The following is a 16934-nucleotide window of genomic DNA, read 5'->3' on the forward strand; positions in this document are numbered from 1 at the left end:
CAGGAGAGATCGAGATGCGAGTCAAGGCAACGGCAGTCGCGGCGGCGGCATTGCTGCTGGCCGCCACGGCGGCACGGGCGGATACCAAGTGGGACCTGCCGACCGGATATCCGGCCACCAATCTGCACACGGAAAACCTGCAGCAGATGGCCAACGATGTGGAGAAGGCCACGGGCGGCAAGCTCAAGATCGTCATCCATCCGAACGGCTCGCTGCTCAAGGCCAACGAGATCAAGCGCGGCGTTCAGACCGGCCAGGTGCAGATGGGCGAGATCCTGATGTCGCTGCTGGCCAACGAAAACCCCGTGTTTGGCGTCGATGCGGTGCCGTTCCTGGCCACCAGCTATGCGGAGTCGTACAAGCTGTGGCAGGCGTCGAAGCCCGTCACCGACAAGGTTCTGGATCGCCAGGGCATGAAGCTGCTGTACGCCGTGGCTTGGCCGCCGCAGGGCATCTATGCCAACAAGCCGATCAACAGCGCCGCCGACATGAAGGGCCTCAAATGGCGCGCCTATAACCCGGCCACGTCGAAGATCGCCGAACTGGTCAGCGCCCAGCCCGTGACGATCCAGGCGGCCGATCTGGCCCAGGCGCTGGCCACCGGCACCGTCAACTCCTTCATGTCGTCGGGCGCGACCGGCGTGGACACCAAGGTGTGGGAGTCGGTCAAGTATTTCTACACCGTCGATGCCTGGCTGCCCAAGAACATGCTGGTGGTCAGCAAGAAGGCCTTCAACGCGCTCGACAAACCCACCCAGGATGCACTGCTCAAGGCAGTGGCCGATGCGGAAAAGCGCGGCTGGCAGGTTTCCGAGCAGAAGACCCGCGACTATCTCGCCACGCTTGCGAAGAACGGCATGACGGTGGCGCCGCCCTCCGCCCAGCTCAAGACCGACATGCAGAAGGTGGGCGACACCATGGTCGGCGACTGGGCAAAAAGCGCGGGCGAGGACGGCAAGGCCATCCTGGACGCCTATCGCAAGTAATCCCGCCCGGCAGGGTAGTCATCGGCCCGGTCCAGCCGCGCGCGCCTCGCGCCCGCGCCGACCGGGTTCCCTCGTGTTGGCTGTGCCGCATTACAGGTAGCCTGTTACCGATATGGAAGCCCCCCTCCTTCGCAAGCGATGGCTCGACCATCTGCTTGACCTGTTCGCCGTGCTCGGCGCCCTTTGCATCCTTGCGGTCTGCATCATGATGATCGCGATGTCGGTCTCGCGTGAGACGCTGATCGTCCTCAAGGGCGGCGACGACATCGTGGCGTGGCTGTGCGCCGCGTCCGCATTCCTCGTGCTCGGCCAGACTTTCCAGCACGGCGGCATCGTGCGCGTGGAAATGATGCTCGACGCCGTCGGACCCCGTCGCCGCTGGGTGCTGGAAGCGCTGTCGCTGTCGATCTGCCTGGTGTTCGCCGCGTACGCCACCTGGGCGCTTGGCACGTTCGCGTGGCAGAGCTGGGACATCGGCGATGTTTCCCAGGGCCAGATCGTGATTCCGCTCTGGATGCCGCAAAGCTTTGCGGTACTGGGCGCCGTCGGCTTCATGCTGGCGGTCGGCGACGAATGGCTGCGCGTGATGCGCCGCCGCAAGCCGCGCTACCAGTTGGCGCAGGAAGCCAAACTCGCCGCGGGTGACTTCGGGGAGACCGTCTGATGAGCACGATACTTGTTGCGCTGGTCCTGCTGCTGGTGATGATCGTCTTCCTGGCGATCGGCGCGTGGATCCCCGTGGCGATCGCCGTCACGTCATGGGTGGGCCTGGTGGTCTTTTCCGATCACGATGCGCTCGTCAACCTGGCCAATGCGTGGTGGTCGTCCAGCGCGTCGTACACGCTGGCATCGCTGCCGTTGTTCGTGTGGATGGGCGAAATCCTGTTTCGCACCAAGCTGTCGGAACAGATGTTCAACGGCCTGTCGCCGTGGTTGAACTGGCTGCCCGGACGCCTGATGCATGTGAACATCCTGGGCTGCGGCATCTTCGGATCGGTGTCGGGCTCATCGGCGGCCACCTGCGCCACCATCGCCAAATCCGCCCTGCCCGAACTGACGCGGCGCGGCTACGATGAGCGTGTCACGCTCGGATCGCTGTCGTGCGCGGGCACGCTCGGCATCCTGATCCCGCCGTCGATCACCATGGTGGTGTACGCGGTCTCGGCCGATGTGTCGATCATCCGCGTGTTCCTGGCCGGCTTCCTGCCCGGGCTGCTGCTGATGCTGCTGTTCTCCGGCTATATCGTGGTATGGGCGCTGATGAATCCGGACAGGACGCCCGCCGCCGAGACCTTCGGCTGGCGCGCGCGCATGGCGTCGATCAGGCAACTGATGCCGTGCATCATCCTGATCGCGTTCATCACGTGGATCATGGTGGCCGGCTATTCCACCGCCACCGAGGCCGCGGCCTACGGCGTGGTGGCGTCGCTTGCGCTGGCCTGGGCGGGCGGGTCGCTGACGCGCAAGGCCTTCTGGGAAAGCCTGATGTCGGCCACGCGGTTGACCGCGATGATCATGTTCGTGCTGGGCGCCACGTCATTCCTGTCGGTCACCATGAGCTTCACGGGGATTCCGCGGGCGCTGGCCGAATGGGTGGCCGCGCTGCACCTGTCGCCCTGGGCGCTGATCGCGGTGCTGACGGTGATCTATATCCTGCTCGGCACGGCACTGGACGGCATATCGATGATCGCGCTCACCACCGCCACGGTCCTGCCGATGGTGCAGGCGGCCGGCTTCGATCTGGTATGGTTCGGCATCTTCATCGTGCTGCTGGTGGAGATTGCCGAGGTGACGCCGCCAGTCGGCTTCAACCTGTTCGTGCTCCAGAGCATGACCGGCAAGGACAGCAACTACATTGCGCGCGTGTCGTTGCCGTTCTTCATGATGATGGTGCTTGCCATCGCCATCGTCACCGTCTGGCCGGCCGTGGTCACGTGGCTGCCCGACGTGGTGATGGCCAAGGAGATCAAGTAGCCAAATAGCAAGTAGCAGCCACGCGCGGCACATCGACAGGGATCACCCAACCCCATGCACGTCATCGTGATCGGTGCCGGCGCCATCGGCGTCAGCACCGCGTGGTATCTGCGCCAGGCGGGTTTCGACGTCACTGTGCTGGAGCGGCGCGGCGCGCCCGCGCAGGAAGCCAGCTTCGGCAATGCCGGTGTGATCGCCCCCGGCTACGTGACGCCATGGGCCGCGCCCGGCATGCCGGGCAAGATCCTGCGCGCGATCTTCGCGCGGGAATCGCCGGTGCTGTTCCGGCCCAGCGCCGATCCCGCGATGTGGCAATGGATCGCCCGCTGGCTGCGCGAATGCCAGCTTGAACGCTACCGCGCCAACAAACTGCGCATGCAGCGCCTGGCGTTCTACAGCCGCACTTGCCTGCACGCGTTGCGCGCCGAACTGGCAATCGAATACGAACAGTCGCGTGGCTATCTGCAGTTGTTCCGCGCGCAGAAGGATCTCGACCTCGCAGGCCCGGCGCTGGCGTTGCTGCGCGAAAACAAGGTGCCGCATCGTCTGGTGGACGCGGTCGGCTGCCGGCAGATCGAGCCAGGCCTGACCACCGACACGCCGCTGGCAGGCGGGCTGCATCTGCCCGACGACGAATCGGGAAACTGCCCGATGTTTGTGCGTCGGCTGCACCAGCATGCCGAAGCCGCCGGCGTGCGATTCCGCTTCCAGGCCGATGTGGCGCGGCTGCGTGTGGGCGGGGGTCCGGCGTTGCAGGTGGAACTGACGCCCACGCATCCCGGCATAACTGCCGAAACGCTCGTCGCCGACCGCGTGGTGATGGCCGCCGGTGTCGGCAGCGCGCGCCTGCTGCGCCCGCTGGGACTGCGGCTGCCGCTGTATCCGGTCAAGGGTTACTCGGCCACGGTCATGGTGCGCGACGAACTGCAAGCGCCGCTCGGTGCGCTGATGGACGAATCGTTCAAGGTAGCCATTACGCGCCTGGGAAACCGCCTGCGCGTGGCCGGCACGGCTGAGCTGGGCTCGCGCAAACTGGATCTGCGGCCGGCCGCACTGAATACGCTGATCCGGGTGGCGCGCGACTGGTTTCCAGTCGCCGGACACTACCAGGAAGCGACACTTTGGGCAGGCGCCCGCCCGATGCTGCCGGACGGTCCGCCAGTCATCGGCGCGACGCGCATCCGCGGTCTTTTCCTGAATCTTGGCCACGGATCGACGGGCTGGGCGATGAGCTGCGGATCGGGCAAAATTGCCGCAGACCAGATTGCCGCCAGCGCTGGCCAGGGCGACGGGCCCGCCATCGACATGGAGGGCCTGACGCCGGCGCGCTATCGGCTGGCACCCGAGTCATCCGACACATGAATACCACCGCGCCCCCCTCTTCCGCTTCCAACCCGGCGCCGGACGCCGCATCGGCTTGGACCACGCTCGACGCCGCCGGCCGCGAACCGACGCCGCTGTACGACGTCGCAACGATCCGGCGCGTCGAACACGCGGGGCTGGCCGCGACGCCTGCGTTCACGCTGATGTCGCGCGCCGGCGCCGCGGCCGCCGAGTGGGTCGGCCAGCATGTCCCGCACGGACGCATCCTGTTTCTTGCGGGACAGGGCAACAACGGCGGCGACGCCCTGGTAGCGGCGACGCGCCTGCATCAGGCCGGGCGGCTGGTGGAAGCCTGGCTCGTGGCCGATCCTGACCGTCTGCCCGACGACGCCGCGCGTGCGTGGCTGGAGGCGCGCACGGCCGGCGTGCCCCTGCTGGTCATGCATGACGATCCCGACGCGGCGCTGCCGCCCTGGCCGTCCGGCTGCGCCGCAGTGGTCGACGGACTGCTCGGCATCGGACTCAACCGCCCGGCCGACGGCAGCATGGCGCGCTGGATCGATCATCTGAACCACGCGCATCTGCCCGTCTATGCGCTGGACATCCCAAGCGGGCTTTTTGCCGATACCGGCGCGGGCCACCCTGCCATTCGCGCACACCGCACGCTGACGTTTCTGGCGGCCAAGCCGGGCCTGCTGACGCTTGACGGCCGCGATTGCGCGGGCAAAATCGACATCGCGCCACTTGGCCTCGACTATCCCCCGGCAGAGCTGCCGGCCGCGGTCGTCAACCAGCCTGGCGGGTTCGACGCAACGCTGCCGCGGCGCGAACATTCGGCCAACAAGGGCCGGTTCGGCAGCCTGGCGGTGATCGGCGGCAATCTGGGCATGACGGGCGCGCCGTTGCTCGGTGCGCGCGCAGCGCTGCAGCTCGGCGCCGGTCGCGTTCATATCGGATTTCTCGCCCAGCCCGCGCCGTTGATCGATCCGATTCACCCGGAACTGATGCTGCATCCGGTGTCCGACCTTGCGCTCGACACCATGTCGGCGTTCGTGGTCGGTCCCGGCATGGGCAGCGGCGGCGTGGCGCGCAAGCTGCTGGCGCAAGTGATCGACGTTTGCGCCAATGCACAGCCTGGCTTGCCGATGGTGCTCGATGCCGACGCGCTGAATCTGCTGGCCGGCAACGCGGCGCTGGCCAAACAGTTGCGCGACAGCGGCGTGGACATCGTCATGACCCCACATCCGCTCGAAGCCGCGCGGCTGCTGGGCAGCGACGTTGCAACGGTGCAGCGCGACCGGCTGGTCAGCGCCCGCGCCTTGGCCGTCCAATGGCGCGCGACGGTCGTACTGAAGGGCTCGGGCACGGTGATCGCCACCGCGGACAACGCCCCGCCCGCCATCAATCCCACCGGCAATGCGGGGCTTTCCACCGCTGGCACCGGCGACGTGCTGGCGGGCATGATCGGTGCGCTGCTGGCCCAGGGCATGCCGATCGTCGCGGCGTCACGCGCGGCGGTGTGGATACATGGCCGCGCCGCCGATCGGCTGGTCGCTGAAGGCATCGGGCCGGCCGGCCTGACGGCCAGCGAGCTGTACCAGCCGGCCCGCGCCATCTTCAACGCGCTGCTGCAAGGCGACGCAGCGTGAACCCATCGGCCACGGCAGCCAGTGGCATGGACACGCGCCGGCGTCTGCTGACGGGCATCGCGCTGCTGGTCGTGGGCCAATGGATCCTGAGCCTGCTCGACGCCACGGGCAAGACGCTGACCCAGCAGGGGCTGCCCGTGGTCGCCGTGGCGTGGGTGCGCTATCTGGGCCATGTGGTGGCGATTTTCCTGCTGCTTGGCCCGGCGCGCTGGCAGCAGCAGTCGCGTCCCGCACAGCCTCGGCTCCAGTGGCTGCGCGGCGCACTGATGCTGGCTTCGACGCTGGTATTTTTCAGCGTGTTGCGCCTGATGCCGCTGGCCACTGCAACGGCGCTCAATTTCTGCGCGCCGCTGATCGTGGTCGCGCTGTCGCCGTGGCTGCTTGGCGAACGCCCAGGGCTGCATGCGCGCTGGACGCGGTGGCTTGGCGTCGGCATCGGCTTTGCGGGAATGCTGGTGGTGGTGCGCCCCGGCGGCGAACTCGATGCGTTCGGCGTGGGCCTGGGTCTGTTGTCGGCGCTGCTGTTCGCCTTGCTGCAGATGCTGACCCGACGCATCGCCGCACATGATGCGCCGATGACCACGCTGATCCAGAGCGGCGTGACCGGCGCCGCACTGACCACGGTGCTGGTCCCATTCTTCTGGTTCGAGGCAGTTCCCACCGTTACCCAGGGCATGTTGCTGCTGTCGGCCGGGCTGACTGGATCGATCGGGCACTACTTCGTGATCCGCGCGTTCCAATACGCCGATGCATCGTTTCTCAGTCCCTTCCTGTATCTGCAGATCCTCTCGGCAACGGCCATCGGCTATCTGGCCTTCGGCCATCTGCCCGACTGGACCACCGCCATCGGCATCGGCATCATCTGCGCAGGTGGCGTCTGCGTGGCGGGAGGCGAGCCGCTGTTGCGACGCATTGCCGCGCGCCTGCAGCGCTGAGGCGCCCGCCCGCGCACAAATCCCGATTCCCACGCGCGCGTCGGACATCGCCCGATACGACGCCGCACCGCGGCCTGCTACCGTTTGGGAGGACGTCGCAAGCAGCGTTACGATTTGCTGCCTTATCCCGTTATTGGGATCACATTGAGGCGATATACTTGCAACCGGCCCATCCCCCTGGGCATATTCCCGATTCTCAGAAGAACGCATGCCGACTGAATTCCACGCCTGGACCGCCCTTCGTCACCACTACGATGCCATCCGCGATACGCCGATGCAGGAGTGGTTTGCCGAAGCCGAGGCCGCCCGTCGCGTTGAGGATTTTTCGCTCGAAGCTGCGGGTCTTTATCTGGACTACTCGAAAAATCGCATCACGTTCGAGACCTTCGCGCTGCTGATGAAGCTGGCCGAGGAAGCGGGCGTGCCGCAGCGCCGCGACGCCATGTTCGCGGGCGAACATATCAACACCACCGAAGATCGCGCCGCGTTGCATGTGGCGCTGCGCGCCCTGCCCGACGCACCGTTCAAGGTGGACGGCCACTCGGTGATGTCCAGCATCCATGACGTGCTGCATCGCATGCGCGACTTTGCCGATCGGGTGCGCTCGGGCGCGTGGACCGGATTCACGGGCCAATCGATCACGGACATCGTCAATATCGGCATCGGCGGCTCCGATCTCGGTCCGCGCATGGTGTGCCGCGCATTGGCGCATCTGGCGGACCCGAGCGGTCCGCGCATGCACTTCGTCTCCAATGTCGACGGCACCGAACTGGCCGAAACGCTGGTGCGGCTGGATCCGTCGCGCACGCTGGTAATCGTCTGCTCGAAGACGTTCACCACGCTCGAAACCATGGCCAACGCATGCAGTATGCGCGAATGGTTTCTGCAGAATGGCGTGGCCGAGGACCAGCTTGCGCGCCATTTCGTCGCCGTGTCGACCAACCGCGAGGCGGTGGTCAAGTTCGGCATCGATCCCGCCAACATGTTCGAATTCTGGGACTGGATCGGCGGCCGGTTTTCGCTGTGGTCGTCGGTCGGTCTGTCGATCGCGCTGGCGGTTGGCTTCGATGCCTTCGACGATCTGCTGCTCGGCGGCCGGGCGATGGACGATCACTTCCGCACCGCTCCGCTGGCGCGCAACATGCCCGTCGTGATGGCCATGATCGGCATCTGGTATCGGAATTTCTTCGGCATGCCGACCAGCTGCCTGGCGCCGTACTCAACGTCGCTGGAACTGTTCCCCGCGTTCCTGCAGCAGCTGGAAATGGAAAGCAACGGCAAGTCGGTGCAGTTGAGCGGCGATGCGGTCCATGTGGACACCTCGCCGGTGGTCTGGGGATCGGCTGGCACCAACGGCCAGCACGCGTATTTCCAGATGATCCACCAGGGCTCCCAGATCGTGCCCGTCGACTTCGTCGCGCCGCTGGTGCCGCCCCGCGCCCTGCCGGGACACCACGCCAAATTGCTGGCGAACTGTTTTGCCCAAGCCGAAGCGCTGATGCGCGGGCGCAGCGCAGAGGAACTGCGCGCGGCCGGCGTCACCGACGAAGCGCGTCTGCCGCATCTGGTATTCGAAGGCAACCGCCCCAGCAATACGCTGCTGATGGAAGACCTGACTCCGCATGTGCTGGGTGCGCTGATTGCGCTATACGAACACCGGACGTTCGTTCAGGGCGTGGTGTGGAATATCAATTCGTTCGACCAGTGGGGCGTGGAGCTGGGCAAGATCCTGGCGCGCCCGATCGAATCGGAGCTGACCGGCCGCGGCACCGCCGCGCACGATGCGTCGACCGCCGCCCTGATCGCGCGCGCGCGTCGTGTGCTCACGCGCGGCTGATCGCCTCTGTTTGCCAGGCGCCCTGTGCGCCTGTGCGTCTTCGGCTTCAGACTGCGGTACCCATCAGTTCGTCACTGGCCACCCGGCCAGTGTCGATCGTCAGGATGCGGCCGCAGCGGGCGGCCACGGAGCGGTCATGCGTGACCAGGACCAGCGTCGATCCGGCATCGCGATTCAGTTCGAACATCAGCGCGATCACGGCCTCGCCGGTTGCCGTGTCGAGGCTGCCGGTCGGCTCGTCCGCGAACAGGATGTCCGGGCGCGCCACAAACGCGCGGGCCAGCGCCACGCGCTGCTGTTCACCGCCAGACAGCGTGCGCGGATAGTGTGTCAGCCGCTTGCCAAGTCCGACCCGCTCGAGCATTTCGGTGGCGCGCTCGCGCACGCGATCGGTCTCGCCGCGCAATTCGAGCGGCAGCATGACATTTTCGAGTGCCGTCAGATGGCCGACCAGCTGAAACGACTGGAACACGAAGCCGACATGCCTGCCGCGCAGTGCTGCGCGCCCGTCCTCGTCAAGCTGGAACAGGTCCTGGCCGTGCAGCCGGACGGCGCCCGTGGTCGGCAGATCGAGTCCGGCCAGCAAACCGAGCAGCGTCGACTTGCCCGAACCCGACGCGCCAACAATGGCCAGCGTCTCGCCGGCCGTGACGGAAAACGAGACGTCATGCAAAATCGTCAACGAACCCGTGGCGTCGGAAACGGTCTTTCCGAGAGACTCGACAGCAAGAATGGATGAGGACATGCGCGAGAGAATAGGAAACGTTGTACGCCGGCGATTGCTGGCGGCTTGTTGTGCGACCGCCTTCGCGGCATTCGGTTCACAACTGGCGCTGGCCCAGCCCGCACCGCGCGCCGCTCCATCGCTGCTGATACTTGGCGACAGCCTGTCCGCCGAGTATGGCATCGCGCGCGGGACCGGCTGGGTCAGCCTGCTACAGGAACGGCTGCGCCGCGAGCGCTTCGATTATAGCGTTGTGAACGCAAGCATCAGCGGCGAGACCACGGTCGGCGGCAAAACCCGCCTGCCCGACCTGCTGCAGCGGCACAAGCCCGCCATCGTGCTGGTCGAACTGGGCGCCAACGACGCCCTGCGCGGGCTGCCCCTGCCGTCGACCGAAACCAATCTGCGCACCATTGTCGGCAGCGCGCAAAAGGCCGGGGCGAAAGTCGTGCTGATCGGCATGCGCATTCCGCCCAACTACGGCCCCGACTATACGGAGCGCTTTTTTCAGCTGTTTCCGAAAGTCGCGAAGGAATCGGGCGCGCAGCTCGTGCCGTTCCTGCTGGACCGCGTCATCACGCGGCCCGACTGGTTTCAGGACGACCGCATCCACCCGACTTCGGCAGCCCAGGCCACGTTGCTCGACAATGTCTGGCCCGTGTTGAAACCGCTGTTGAAGCCGGCTCCATCTTCGCGTTGATCGCCTAGGCCGGATTTGCACCGGCCTTTACTCCACGCTTGGATACCGCGTCGACAAAACAAAAAGCCCCTGCGGCCAATGCCTGCAGGGGCTTTTGTCACTCGGGATCCGAGCGACCTAGCGCGCGTCAGCCTCGCTGGCGGGTGCTGCATCCTCGGTCTTCGTCGGATGCAGGATCTTCACCTTCGCCTGGGCCTTCAACGCATCATAGAAGGCAGCGAGTTCTGTCTGGCCGGCCAGCTGGCTCAACTGCTGCGCGTCGGCATCCCGCTGCCCCGGATTCGAGGGCGCGGGCGTGCCGACCTTAGTGATCCGGTAGATGGCATAGCCATCGGCACCGAGATCGACGCCGACCAGCGAAGGCACCTTCGACGCATCGGCGCGCATGATCGCTTCCAAGGCCTTCGGAGACACACCATCGGCCTTGGTGCGCGACACGGTCATCACCGGACCGAAGCCTTCGGCAGCACCGCTCTTCTTGAGCGTTTCCAGTCGCGCTTCGCCATCCTTGCGGGCAAGTTCGGCCGCTTGCTGGACAATATAGGCTTGGCGGACCTGCGCTTCGACGTCCTCGAACTTGCGCGCCGCCGCGGGGCGGTAGTCGACGATGCGCGCCGATACCAGCGTCGTGGGGCCGACCTGAACCGCTTCGATGTTGCGCTTGCTCTTGATCGCATCGTCGCTAAACAGGGCCTTCAGCACCTTCTCGTTGTTCAGCGGGCTATCCTTGAGCGCCGGGTTCGGCTGGCGCGTCACGTCGTCGGCGGTCTGGATCGTCAGCTTGAACTTGTCGGCCGCCGGCTTGAGGCTGTCCGACTGCTCGTAGACCATGTTGCCGAACGCATCGGCCTGCTCGGCGTATTTCTTGCCGGCCAGTTGCTTCTTCAGTTCACCTTCCAGCTCCGCACGCACCGCTTCCAACGGCTGCGTCTGCGCCGGCTTGATGCCGGTGAGCTTGATGATGTGGTAGCCGTAGTCGGTCTCGACGAGGTCGCTGATCTGGTTTTCCTTCAGCGCATACATTGCATCCTCGAACGGCTTGACCAGTGCGCCGCGGCCCATGAAACCGAGATCGCCGCCCTTTTCGGCCGAGCCGGGATCCTGCGAATTCTTCTTCGCCACATCGGCAAACGTCTCGGGATGCTTGCGCACTTCGTCGAGCAGCTTCTGCGCCTTTTCCTTGGCGGCCTGGCGGTCCGCCGGCTTGGCGTCCTTGGGCGAGGTGATCAGGATATGGCTGGCGCGCCGTTGTTCGTCAACGCGGAAGCGCTGGATATTGCTGTCGTAATAGGACTTCAGCTCTTCCGGGGAAACCTGCTGGCTGGCGGCCAGCGCATCGCCAGACAACACGACGTACTCGACCTTCGCCTGCTCCGGCGTGGTGTATGCGGCCAGATGCGATTCGTAATAGGCCTTCAGCGCGGCGGCGTCGGGCGAGACCTTCGACGTGAAATCCGCAGGCTTGATCGTCAGCGCCTGCACATCGCGCTGTTGGTCACGGATGGCAATCAGCCGGTCCAGCAAGGACTTCGGAACGAAGGCCGTGGTGCCGACGGCAGCGCCAAGCTGTTGCGATGCAAGCTCGAAGCGAATGCGCGAATCGAGTTGATCCGGCGTCATGCCCTGCGCGGCCAGCAACTGCACATAGGCCTTTTCGTCAAACTTGCCATCCGCCGTACGCAACTGCGCGACTGCGGGAATGCTCTGGATTGCCTGGCGCACCTGCTCGTTCGAAGCGGTCAGATATTTCTTCGCCGTCACGTCGGAAATCACGCGCTGCAGGATCAGCTGATCGAGCACCGACTGGCGCGCGGCGGCACCTTCGAACATGCGCGGGTCATAGTTATTGCCGAGCATCTGGCGCATGCGTTCGCTCTGATCCCGCACCACGTTATCAACTTCCTGGACGGTGATGGCCCGGCCGTCGACCTTGGCGGCGTCGTGCGAGCTGTCCATGAAGCGCGAGTAGCTCTCGACGCCGAAGAACACGAACGACGGGAAGACGAGCACCAGCAGCAGCAAAAGCATCAAGCGCCGGTTATTGCGTACGAAATCAAGCATGCTGATCGGGTAAAAGGTTGGGCCTTGGGCCGATGGTCAAACCTTGCGATTCTAGCAGGTATGGAACTCCAGACAGCGGCAATCCCACGCTTGCGCGCAATATCTGACGCGAAAGGGATTTACAGTGCGTGCGCTGCGCGATGCGTCGCGCGCTCGCGGCGCAAGGCTTTCCGCATCGAGCCGACACGCATCGGATCGAATATGGAATGCATGCCTGAAAAACAAAAAAGCCCGCTGATGCGGGCAATTTTCGTTTGGCGGAGTGGACGGGACTCGAACCCGCGACCCCCGGCGTGACAGGCCGGTATTCTAACCGACTGAACTACCACTCCGTGTCGGTCCCTGGCTTGGCAACATGCTGGCGTGCAATGGTGAAGTGGTGGGTGCTGAGGGGCTCGAACCCCCGACCTACGCCTTGTAAGGGCGCCGCTCTACCAACTGAGCTAAGCACCCACTAGACCATTGCAAGCGATTGCCTGCAGGGTAATCTCGCTTCGCACGATTCGGCGGTTACTGCTTTGTTGCCGCTGTTTGCGTTGCGAGGCCGCGATTGTAATACGAGAGTTTTCGATTTGCCAAGTCTTGATTGCAAGATTCTTGCGGGCCTCGCCTGCCATATCGAGTGACCGGATGCGGGCGCCTGTGCACGCAAACAAAAACGCCGCAGGAATTACCCTGCGGCGTTCGAACGGCGGATGACGCGACGCTCAGTGATGAATACGCTCGACCTGCGCGGCGGCCTTGTCTGCCACTTCGGCAGGCTTGGCTTCTTCGTCAGGCAGCGGCTCGGGCTTGCGCTCGAGTGCCAGCTCCAGCACCTTGTCGATCCAGCGCACCGGCACGATCTCGATGGCGTTTTTGACGTTGTCGGGGATGTCCGACAGGTCCTTCACGTTTTCCTCAGGGATCAGCGCCAGCTTGATGCCGCCACGGTGGGCTGCCAGCAACTTCTCCTTGAGGCCACCGATCGGCAGCACTTCGCCGCGCAGCGTGATTTCACCGGTCATTGCGACGTCGGCGCGCACCGGAATGCCCGTTAACACCGAGACCAGCACCGTGGTCATCGCAATGCCTGCCGACGGGCCATCCTTCGGCGTGGCGCCTTCGGGCACGTGGATGTGAATGTCGCGCTTCTCGAACATCTCATCCGCGATACCCAGACGGCGCGCACGCGAGCGCACGACCGACCGCGCCGCTTCGACCGATTCCTTCATCACGTCGCCGAGCGAACCCGTACGCGAGATGTTGCCCTTGCCCGGCATGATCGCGGCTTCGATCGTCAGCAGATCGCCGCCGACTTCGGTCCACGCCAGACCGGTCACCTGGCCCACCTGGTTTTCCTTGCCGGCCAGGCCGAAGTCGTACTTGCGTACACCAAGGAATTTATCCAGGTTGTCGGAATCCACCTTCACCGCACCGGATTCCTTCTTGAGCAGCAGCAGCTTGACCACCTTGCGGGCAATCTTCGACACCTCGCGTTCCAGCGAACGTACGCCCGCTTCACGGGTGTAGTAGCGGATGATGTCGCGGATCGCTGCCTCGGTGACCTCGATCTCGCCCTGCTTCAGGCCATTGTTGCGAATCTGCTTCGGCAACAGGTAGCGCGTCGCAATGTTGACCTTCTCGTCCTCGGTATAGCCAGACAAGCGGATCACTTCCATACGATCGAGCAGCGGCGGCGGGATGTTCAGCGAGTTCGACGTCGCCACGAACATCACGTCGGACAGATCGAAATCGACCTCGATGTAGTGATCCTGGAACGTGTGGTTTTGCTCGGGATCGAGCACCTCCAGCAACGCCGACGAAGGATCGCCACGGAAATCCATGCCCATCTTGTCGATTTCGTCGAGCAGGAAAAGCGGATTGCGCACGCCGACCTTCGACAGGCTTTGCAGGATCTTGCCCGGCATCGAGCCGATATAGGTGCGACGGTGGCCGCGGATCTCGGCCTCGTCACGCACGCCGCCCAGCGCCATGCGCACGAACTTGCGGTTCGTGGCGCGCGCCACCGACTGGCCGAGCGAGGTCTTGCCCACGCCGGGAGGCCCAACCAGGCACAGAATCGGCGCCTTGAGCTTGTCGACGCGCTGTTGCACGGCAAGATACTCGAGGATACGTTCCTTGACCTTTTCGAGGCCGTAGTGATCCTCGTCGAGCACGCGCTCGGCGTTTGCCAGGTCGTTGTTGACCTTGCTCTTCTTGCGCCACGGCAGGTTTACCAGCGTGTCGATGTAGTTGCGCACGACAGTCGCTTCGGCCGACATCGGCGACATCAGCTTGAGCTTCTTGAACTCCGCTTCGGCCTTCTTCTTGGCTTCCTTGGGCATGCGGGCCGCCTTGATTCGCTTGTCCAGCTCTTCAAGATCAGCGCCTTCCTCGCCCTCGCCCAGTTCCTTCTGGATCGCCTTGACCTGTTCGTTCAGGTAGTACTCGCGCTGACTCTTTTCCATCTGGCGCTTGACGCGGCCACGGATGCGCTTTTCCACCTGCAGGATATCGATCTCGCCCTCGAGCTGCGACAGCAGGCTCTCCAGACGCTCGGTCACCTTCACCATTTCCAAGATCTTCTGCTTTTGCTCGAGCTTGATCGGCAAATGCGCGGCAATGGTGTCGGCCAGGCGGCCGGCCTCGTCGATGCCCGACAGCGACGTGAGGATCTCCGGGGGGATCTTCTTGTTGAGTTTTACGTACTGGTCGAATTGCGACACGATCGCACGGCGCAATGCCTCGGTCTCGGCCGATTCGACGGGTGCTGGCGGCACAGGCACGGCTTCGCACATGAAGTGCGAATCGTCCTCGCTCACCTCGGTGATGTTTGCACGTTGCGTACCCTCGACAAGCACCTTTACGGTCCCGTCGGGCAGCTTCAGCATTTGCAGGATATTGGCGATGCAACCGACCTCGTAGAGGTCTTCGGCAGTCGGTTCGTCTTTGGCGGCCGCTTTTTGCGCCACGAGCATGATGCTCTTACCCGACTCCATCGCAGTCTCAAGCGCCTTGATGGACTTCGGGCGACCCACGAACAGTGGGATCACCATGTGCGGAAACACCACCACGTCGCGCAACGGCAACAGTGGAAGGCGAATCGGCTCAGCCGGGAGGAGTTGTGTTCCGGACATCATTTTCCCCAGTCAGTCATTTAAGGCGTAAATAGGGTCACGGGAATCGATTGCAAGATACCCGTCATCAATTCCGTGCACAAAACGTGCTGCAAACTGCACCTGTGACCCCCAGTGAAACAGCATACCCGCGTTTGCTCCCGTTCGTTTGTGGAATTGAAGAAAAAAAGCCGTTCGCTTCCCTGCGAACGGCCGCTTGAAAATTTCGCCAGTCTGGTAAGGACCCCGCGGGTCCGGCGCATACGGCGTCAGTGCGATCTCCGCGTTCAGTTGGACCCCGCCACCTTGGGCTGCTGCTCCTCATACATCAGGAGCGGCGGCGCATCGCCGGTGATGGTGTTTTCGTCGATCACCACTTTCTGGACGCCCTTGTAGTTCGGCAGGTCGTACATCACGTCCATCAGCGATTGCTCGAGGATCGAGCGCAGTCCGCGGGCGCCGGTCTTGCGGCGGATCGCCTTGCGGGCAATGGCCGTCAGCGCGGCCGGACGAATTTCCAGTTCGACGCCTTCCATCGCCAGCAGCTTCTGATATTGCTTGACCAGCGCATTCTTGGGCTCGACCAGAATCTGCATCAGCGCGGCTTCGTCCAGCTTGGCCAGCGTGGCAACCACCGGCAGGCGCCCGATCAGTTCAGGAATCAGGCCGAACTTGATCAGATCTTCCGGCTCGGTCTGCGGCAGCACTTCGCTCGCGTCGCGCTCTTCCTTGCTTTGCACTTGCGCGTCGAAGCCGATACCGGTCTTGTCCGAACGCTGCATGATGACCTTTTCGAGGCCGTCGAACGCACCGCCGCAAATGAACAGGATGTTGGTGGTGTCCACCTGCAGGAAATCCTGGTTCGGATGCTTGCGGCCGCCCTGCGGAGGCACCGAGGCCATGGTGCCTTCGATCAGCTTCAGCAGCGCCTGCTGGACGCCTTCGCCAGACACGTCGCGCGTAATCGACGGGTTATCCGACTTGCGTGAGATCTTGTCGATTTCGTCGATGTAGACGATGCCGCGCTGCGCCTTTTCGACTTCGTAATTGCAGTTCTGCAGCAGCTTCTGGATGATGTTCTCGACATCCTCGCCGACATAGCCGGCTTCCGTCAGCGTGGTGGCATCGGCGATCACGAACGGTACGTTGAGCAGGCGCGCCAGCGTCTGGGCCAGCAGCGTCTTGCCCGAACCGGTTGGGCCGATCAGCAGAATATTGCTCTTGGAAAGCTCGACGTCGTCCTTCTTGCCGAGATGCTTGAGGCGCTTGTAGTGGTTGTACACCGCTACGGCCAGAATTTTCTTGGCCTGCTCCTGACCGATCACATACTGGTCAAGGCTTTGGCGGATTTCGTGCGGCGTGGGCAGGTCGGAGCGCGCAGCTGCGGTGGCGTCCTTGTCGGTCGCCGTGGCCTCGTCGCGGATGATCTCGTTGCACAGGTCGATGCATTCATCGCAAATGAACACCGACGGGCCAGCGATGAGCTTCTTCACCTCGTGCTGACTCTTGCCGCAAAACGAGCAATACAGAAGCTTCTCGCTGGATGAACCTTTTTTGTCCGCCATAGGAATCAGTCACATTAGCAGTGTGGCCCCCGCCGGAAATACCCTGACGGGAAACGCATTAAACGCATCATACGCCAAAACA

At 64.0% G+C, this 16934-nt stretch carries 12 protein-coding genes and 2 tRNA genes; 8 read left to right on the forward strand and 6 right to left on the reverse strand.

Annotated features, from left to right (window positions below; genetic code table 11):
* The first annotated feature begins 14 nt into the window (after positions 1 to 14).
* The 7 genes from AC1RKI_RS15775 to pgi all read left to right on the forward strand — a co-directional run bounded on the left by AC1RKI_RS15775 (position 15) and on the right by pgi (position 8704).
* Positions 15 to 986 (forward strand): TRAP transporter substrate-binding protein, encoded by a 972-nt coding sequence (locus AC1RKI_RS15775; RefSeq protein WP_061957778.1) that lies wholly within the window; start codon positions 15 to 17, stop codon positions 984 to 986.
* A gap of 112 nt (positions 987 to 1098) precedes the next feature.
* Positions 1099 to 1650 (forward strand): TRAP transporter small permease subunit, encoded by a 552-nt coding sequence (locus AC1RKI_RS15780; protein WP_061957779.1) that lies wholly within the window; start codon positions 1099 to 1101, stop codon positions 1648 to 1650.
* Positions 1650 to 2960, forward strand: coding sequence for a TRAP transporter large permease (locus AC1RKI_RS15785; protein ID WP_061957780.1), 1311 nt, complete (start codon positions 1650 to 1652; stop codon positions 2958 to 2960). The genes AC1RKI_RS15780 and AC1RKI_RS15785 overlap by 1 nt, the downstream gene beginning before the upstream one ends.
* Before the next feature lie 54 nt (positions 2961 to 3014).
* Positions 3015 to 4322, forward strand: a complete 1308-nt coding sequence (locus tag AC1RKI_RS15790) for a D-amino acid dehydrogenase (protein WP_227459541.1) — start codon at positions 3015 to 3017, stop codon at positions 4320 to 4322.
* The gene (locus AC1RKI_RS15795) at positions 4319 to 5932 is read left to right on the forward strand and encodes an NAD(P)H-hydrate dehydratase (protein ID WP_492796324.1); all 1614 of its coding nucleotides are present in this window, start codon (positions 4319 to 4321) and stop codon (positions 5930 to 5932) included. The genes AC1RKI_RS15790 and AC1RKI_RS15795 overlap by 4 nt, the downstream gene beginning before the upstream one ends.
* Positions 5929 to 6867, forward strand: a complete 939-nt coding sequence (locus AC1RKI_RS15800) for a DMT family transporter (protein ID WP_227459543.1) — start codon at positions 5929 to 5931, stop codon at positions 6865 to 6867. Before AC1RKI_RS15795 ends, AC1RKI_RS15800 begins: the two co-directional genes overlap by 4 nt.
* A 208-nt stretch (positions 6868 to 7075) precedes the next feature.
* Positions 7076 to 8704 (forward strand): glucose-6-phosphate isomerase, encoded by a 1629-nt coding sequence (gene pgi / locus AC1RKI_RS15805; protein ID WP_061957784.1) that lies wholly within the window; start codon positions 7076 to 7078, stop codon positions 8702 to 8704.
* A 46-nt stretch (positions 8705 to 8750) separates the two neighbouring features.
* Here the strand turns inward: pgi and AC1RKI_RS15810 are convergent, their stop codons facing one another.
* Positions 8751 to 9449 (reverse strand): ABC transporter ATP-binding protein, encoded by a 699-nt coding sequence (locus tag AC1RKI_RS15810; protein WP_061957785.1) that lies wholly within the window; start codon positions 9447 to 9449, stop codon positions 8751 to 8753.
* Here AC1RKI_RS15810 and AC1RKI_RS15815 point away from each other — a divergent pair.
* The gene (locus AC1RKI_RS15815; protein WP_227459544.1) at positions 9448 to 10128 is read left to right on the forward strand and encodes an arylesterase; all 681 of its coding nucleotides are present in this window, start codon (positions 9448 to 9450) and stop codon (positions 10126 to 10128) included. The two genes, AC1RKI_RS15810 and AC1RKI_RS15815, sit on opposite strands and share 2 nt — an antisense overlap.
* 117 nt (positions 10129 to 10245) lie before the next feature.
* Here AC1RKI_RS15815 and AC1RKI_RS15820 read toward each other — a convergent pair whose 3' ends face one another.
* The 5 genes from AC1RKI_RS15820 to clpX all read right to left on the reverse strand — a co-directional run bounded on the left by AC1RKI_RS15820 (position 10246) and on the right by clpX (position 16852).
* Positions 10246 to 12189 (reverse strand): SurA N-terminal domain-containing protein, encoded by a 1944-nt coding sequence (locus tag AC1RKI_RS15820; RefSeq protein ID WP_492796321.1) that lies wholly within the window; start codon positions 12187 to 12189, stop codon positions 10246 to 10248.
* Between the two features lie 255 nt (positions 12190 to 12444).
* Positions 12445 to 12521 (reverse strand) — tRNA-Asp (locus tag AC1RKI_RS15825).
* Between the two features lie 45 nt (positions 12522 to 12566).
* Positions 12567 to 12642: transfer RNA gene (locus AC1RKI_RS15830), tRNA-Val, on the reverse strand.
* Between the two features lie 254 nt (positions 12643 to 12896).
* The gene (lon, locus tag AC1RKI_RS15835; protein ID WP_061957793.1) at positions 12897 to 15308 is read right to left on the reverse strand and encodes an endopeptidase La; all 2412 of its coding nucleotides are present in this window, start codon (positions 15306 to 15308) and stop codon (positions 12897 to 12899) included.
* A gap of 266 nt (positions 15309 to 15574) precedes the next feature.
* Complete coding sequence (gene clpX, locus AC1RKI_RS15840) at positions 15575 to 16852, reverse strand: ATP-dependent Clp protease ATP-binding subunit ClpX (RefSeq protein WP_061957788.1); 1278 nt, start codon at positions 16850 to 16852, stop codon at positions 15575 to 15577.
* Between the last annotated feature and the right edge of the window lie 82 nt (positions 16853 to 16934).

The sequence above is a fragment of the Cupriavidus sp. GW822-FHT06G04 genome (assembly GCF_058799075.1).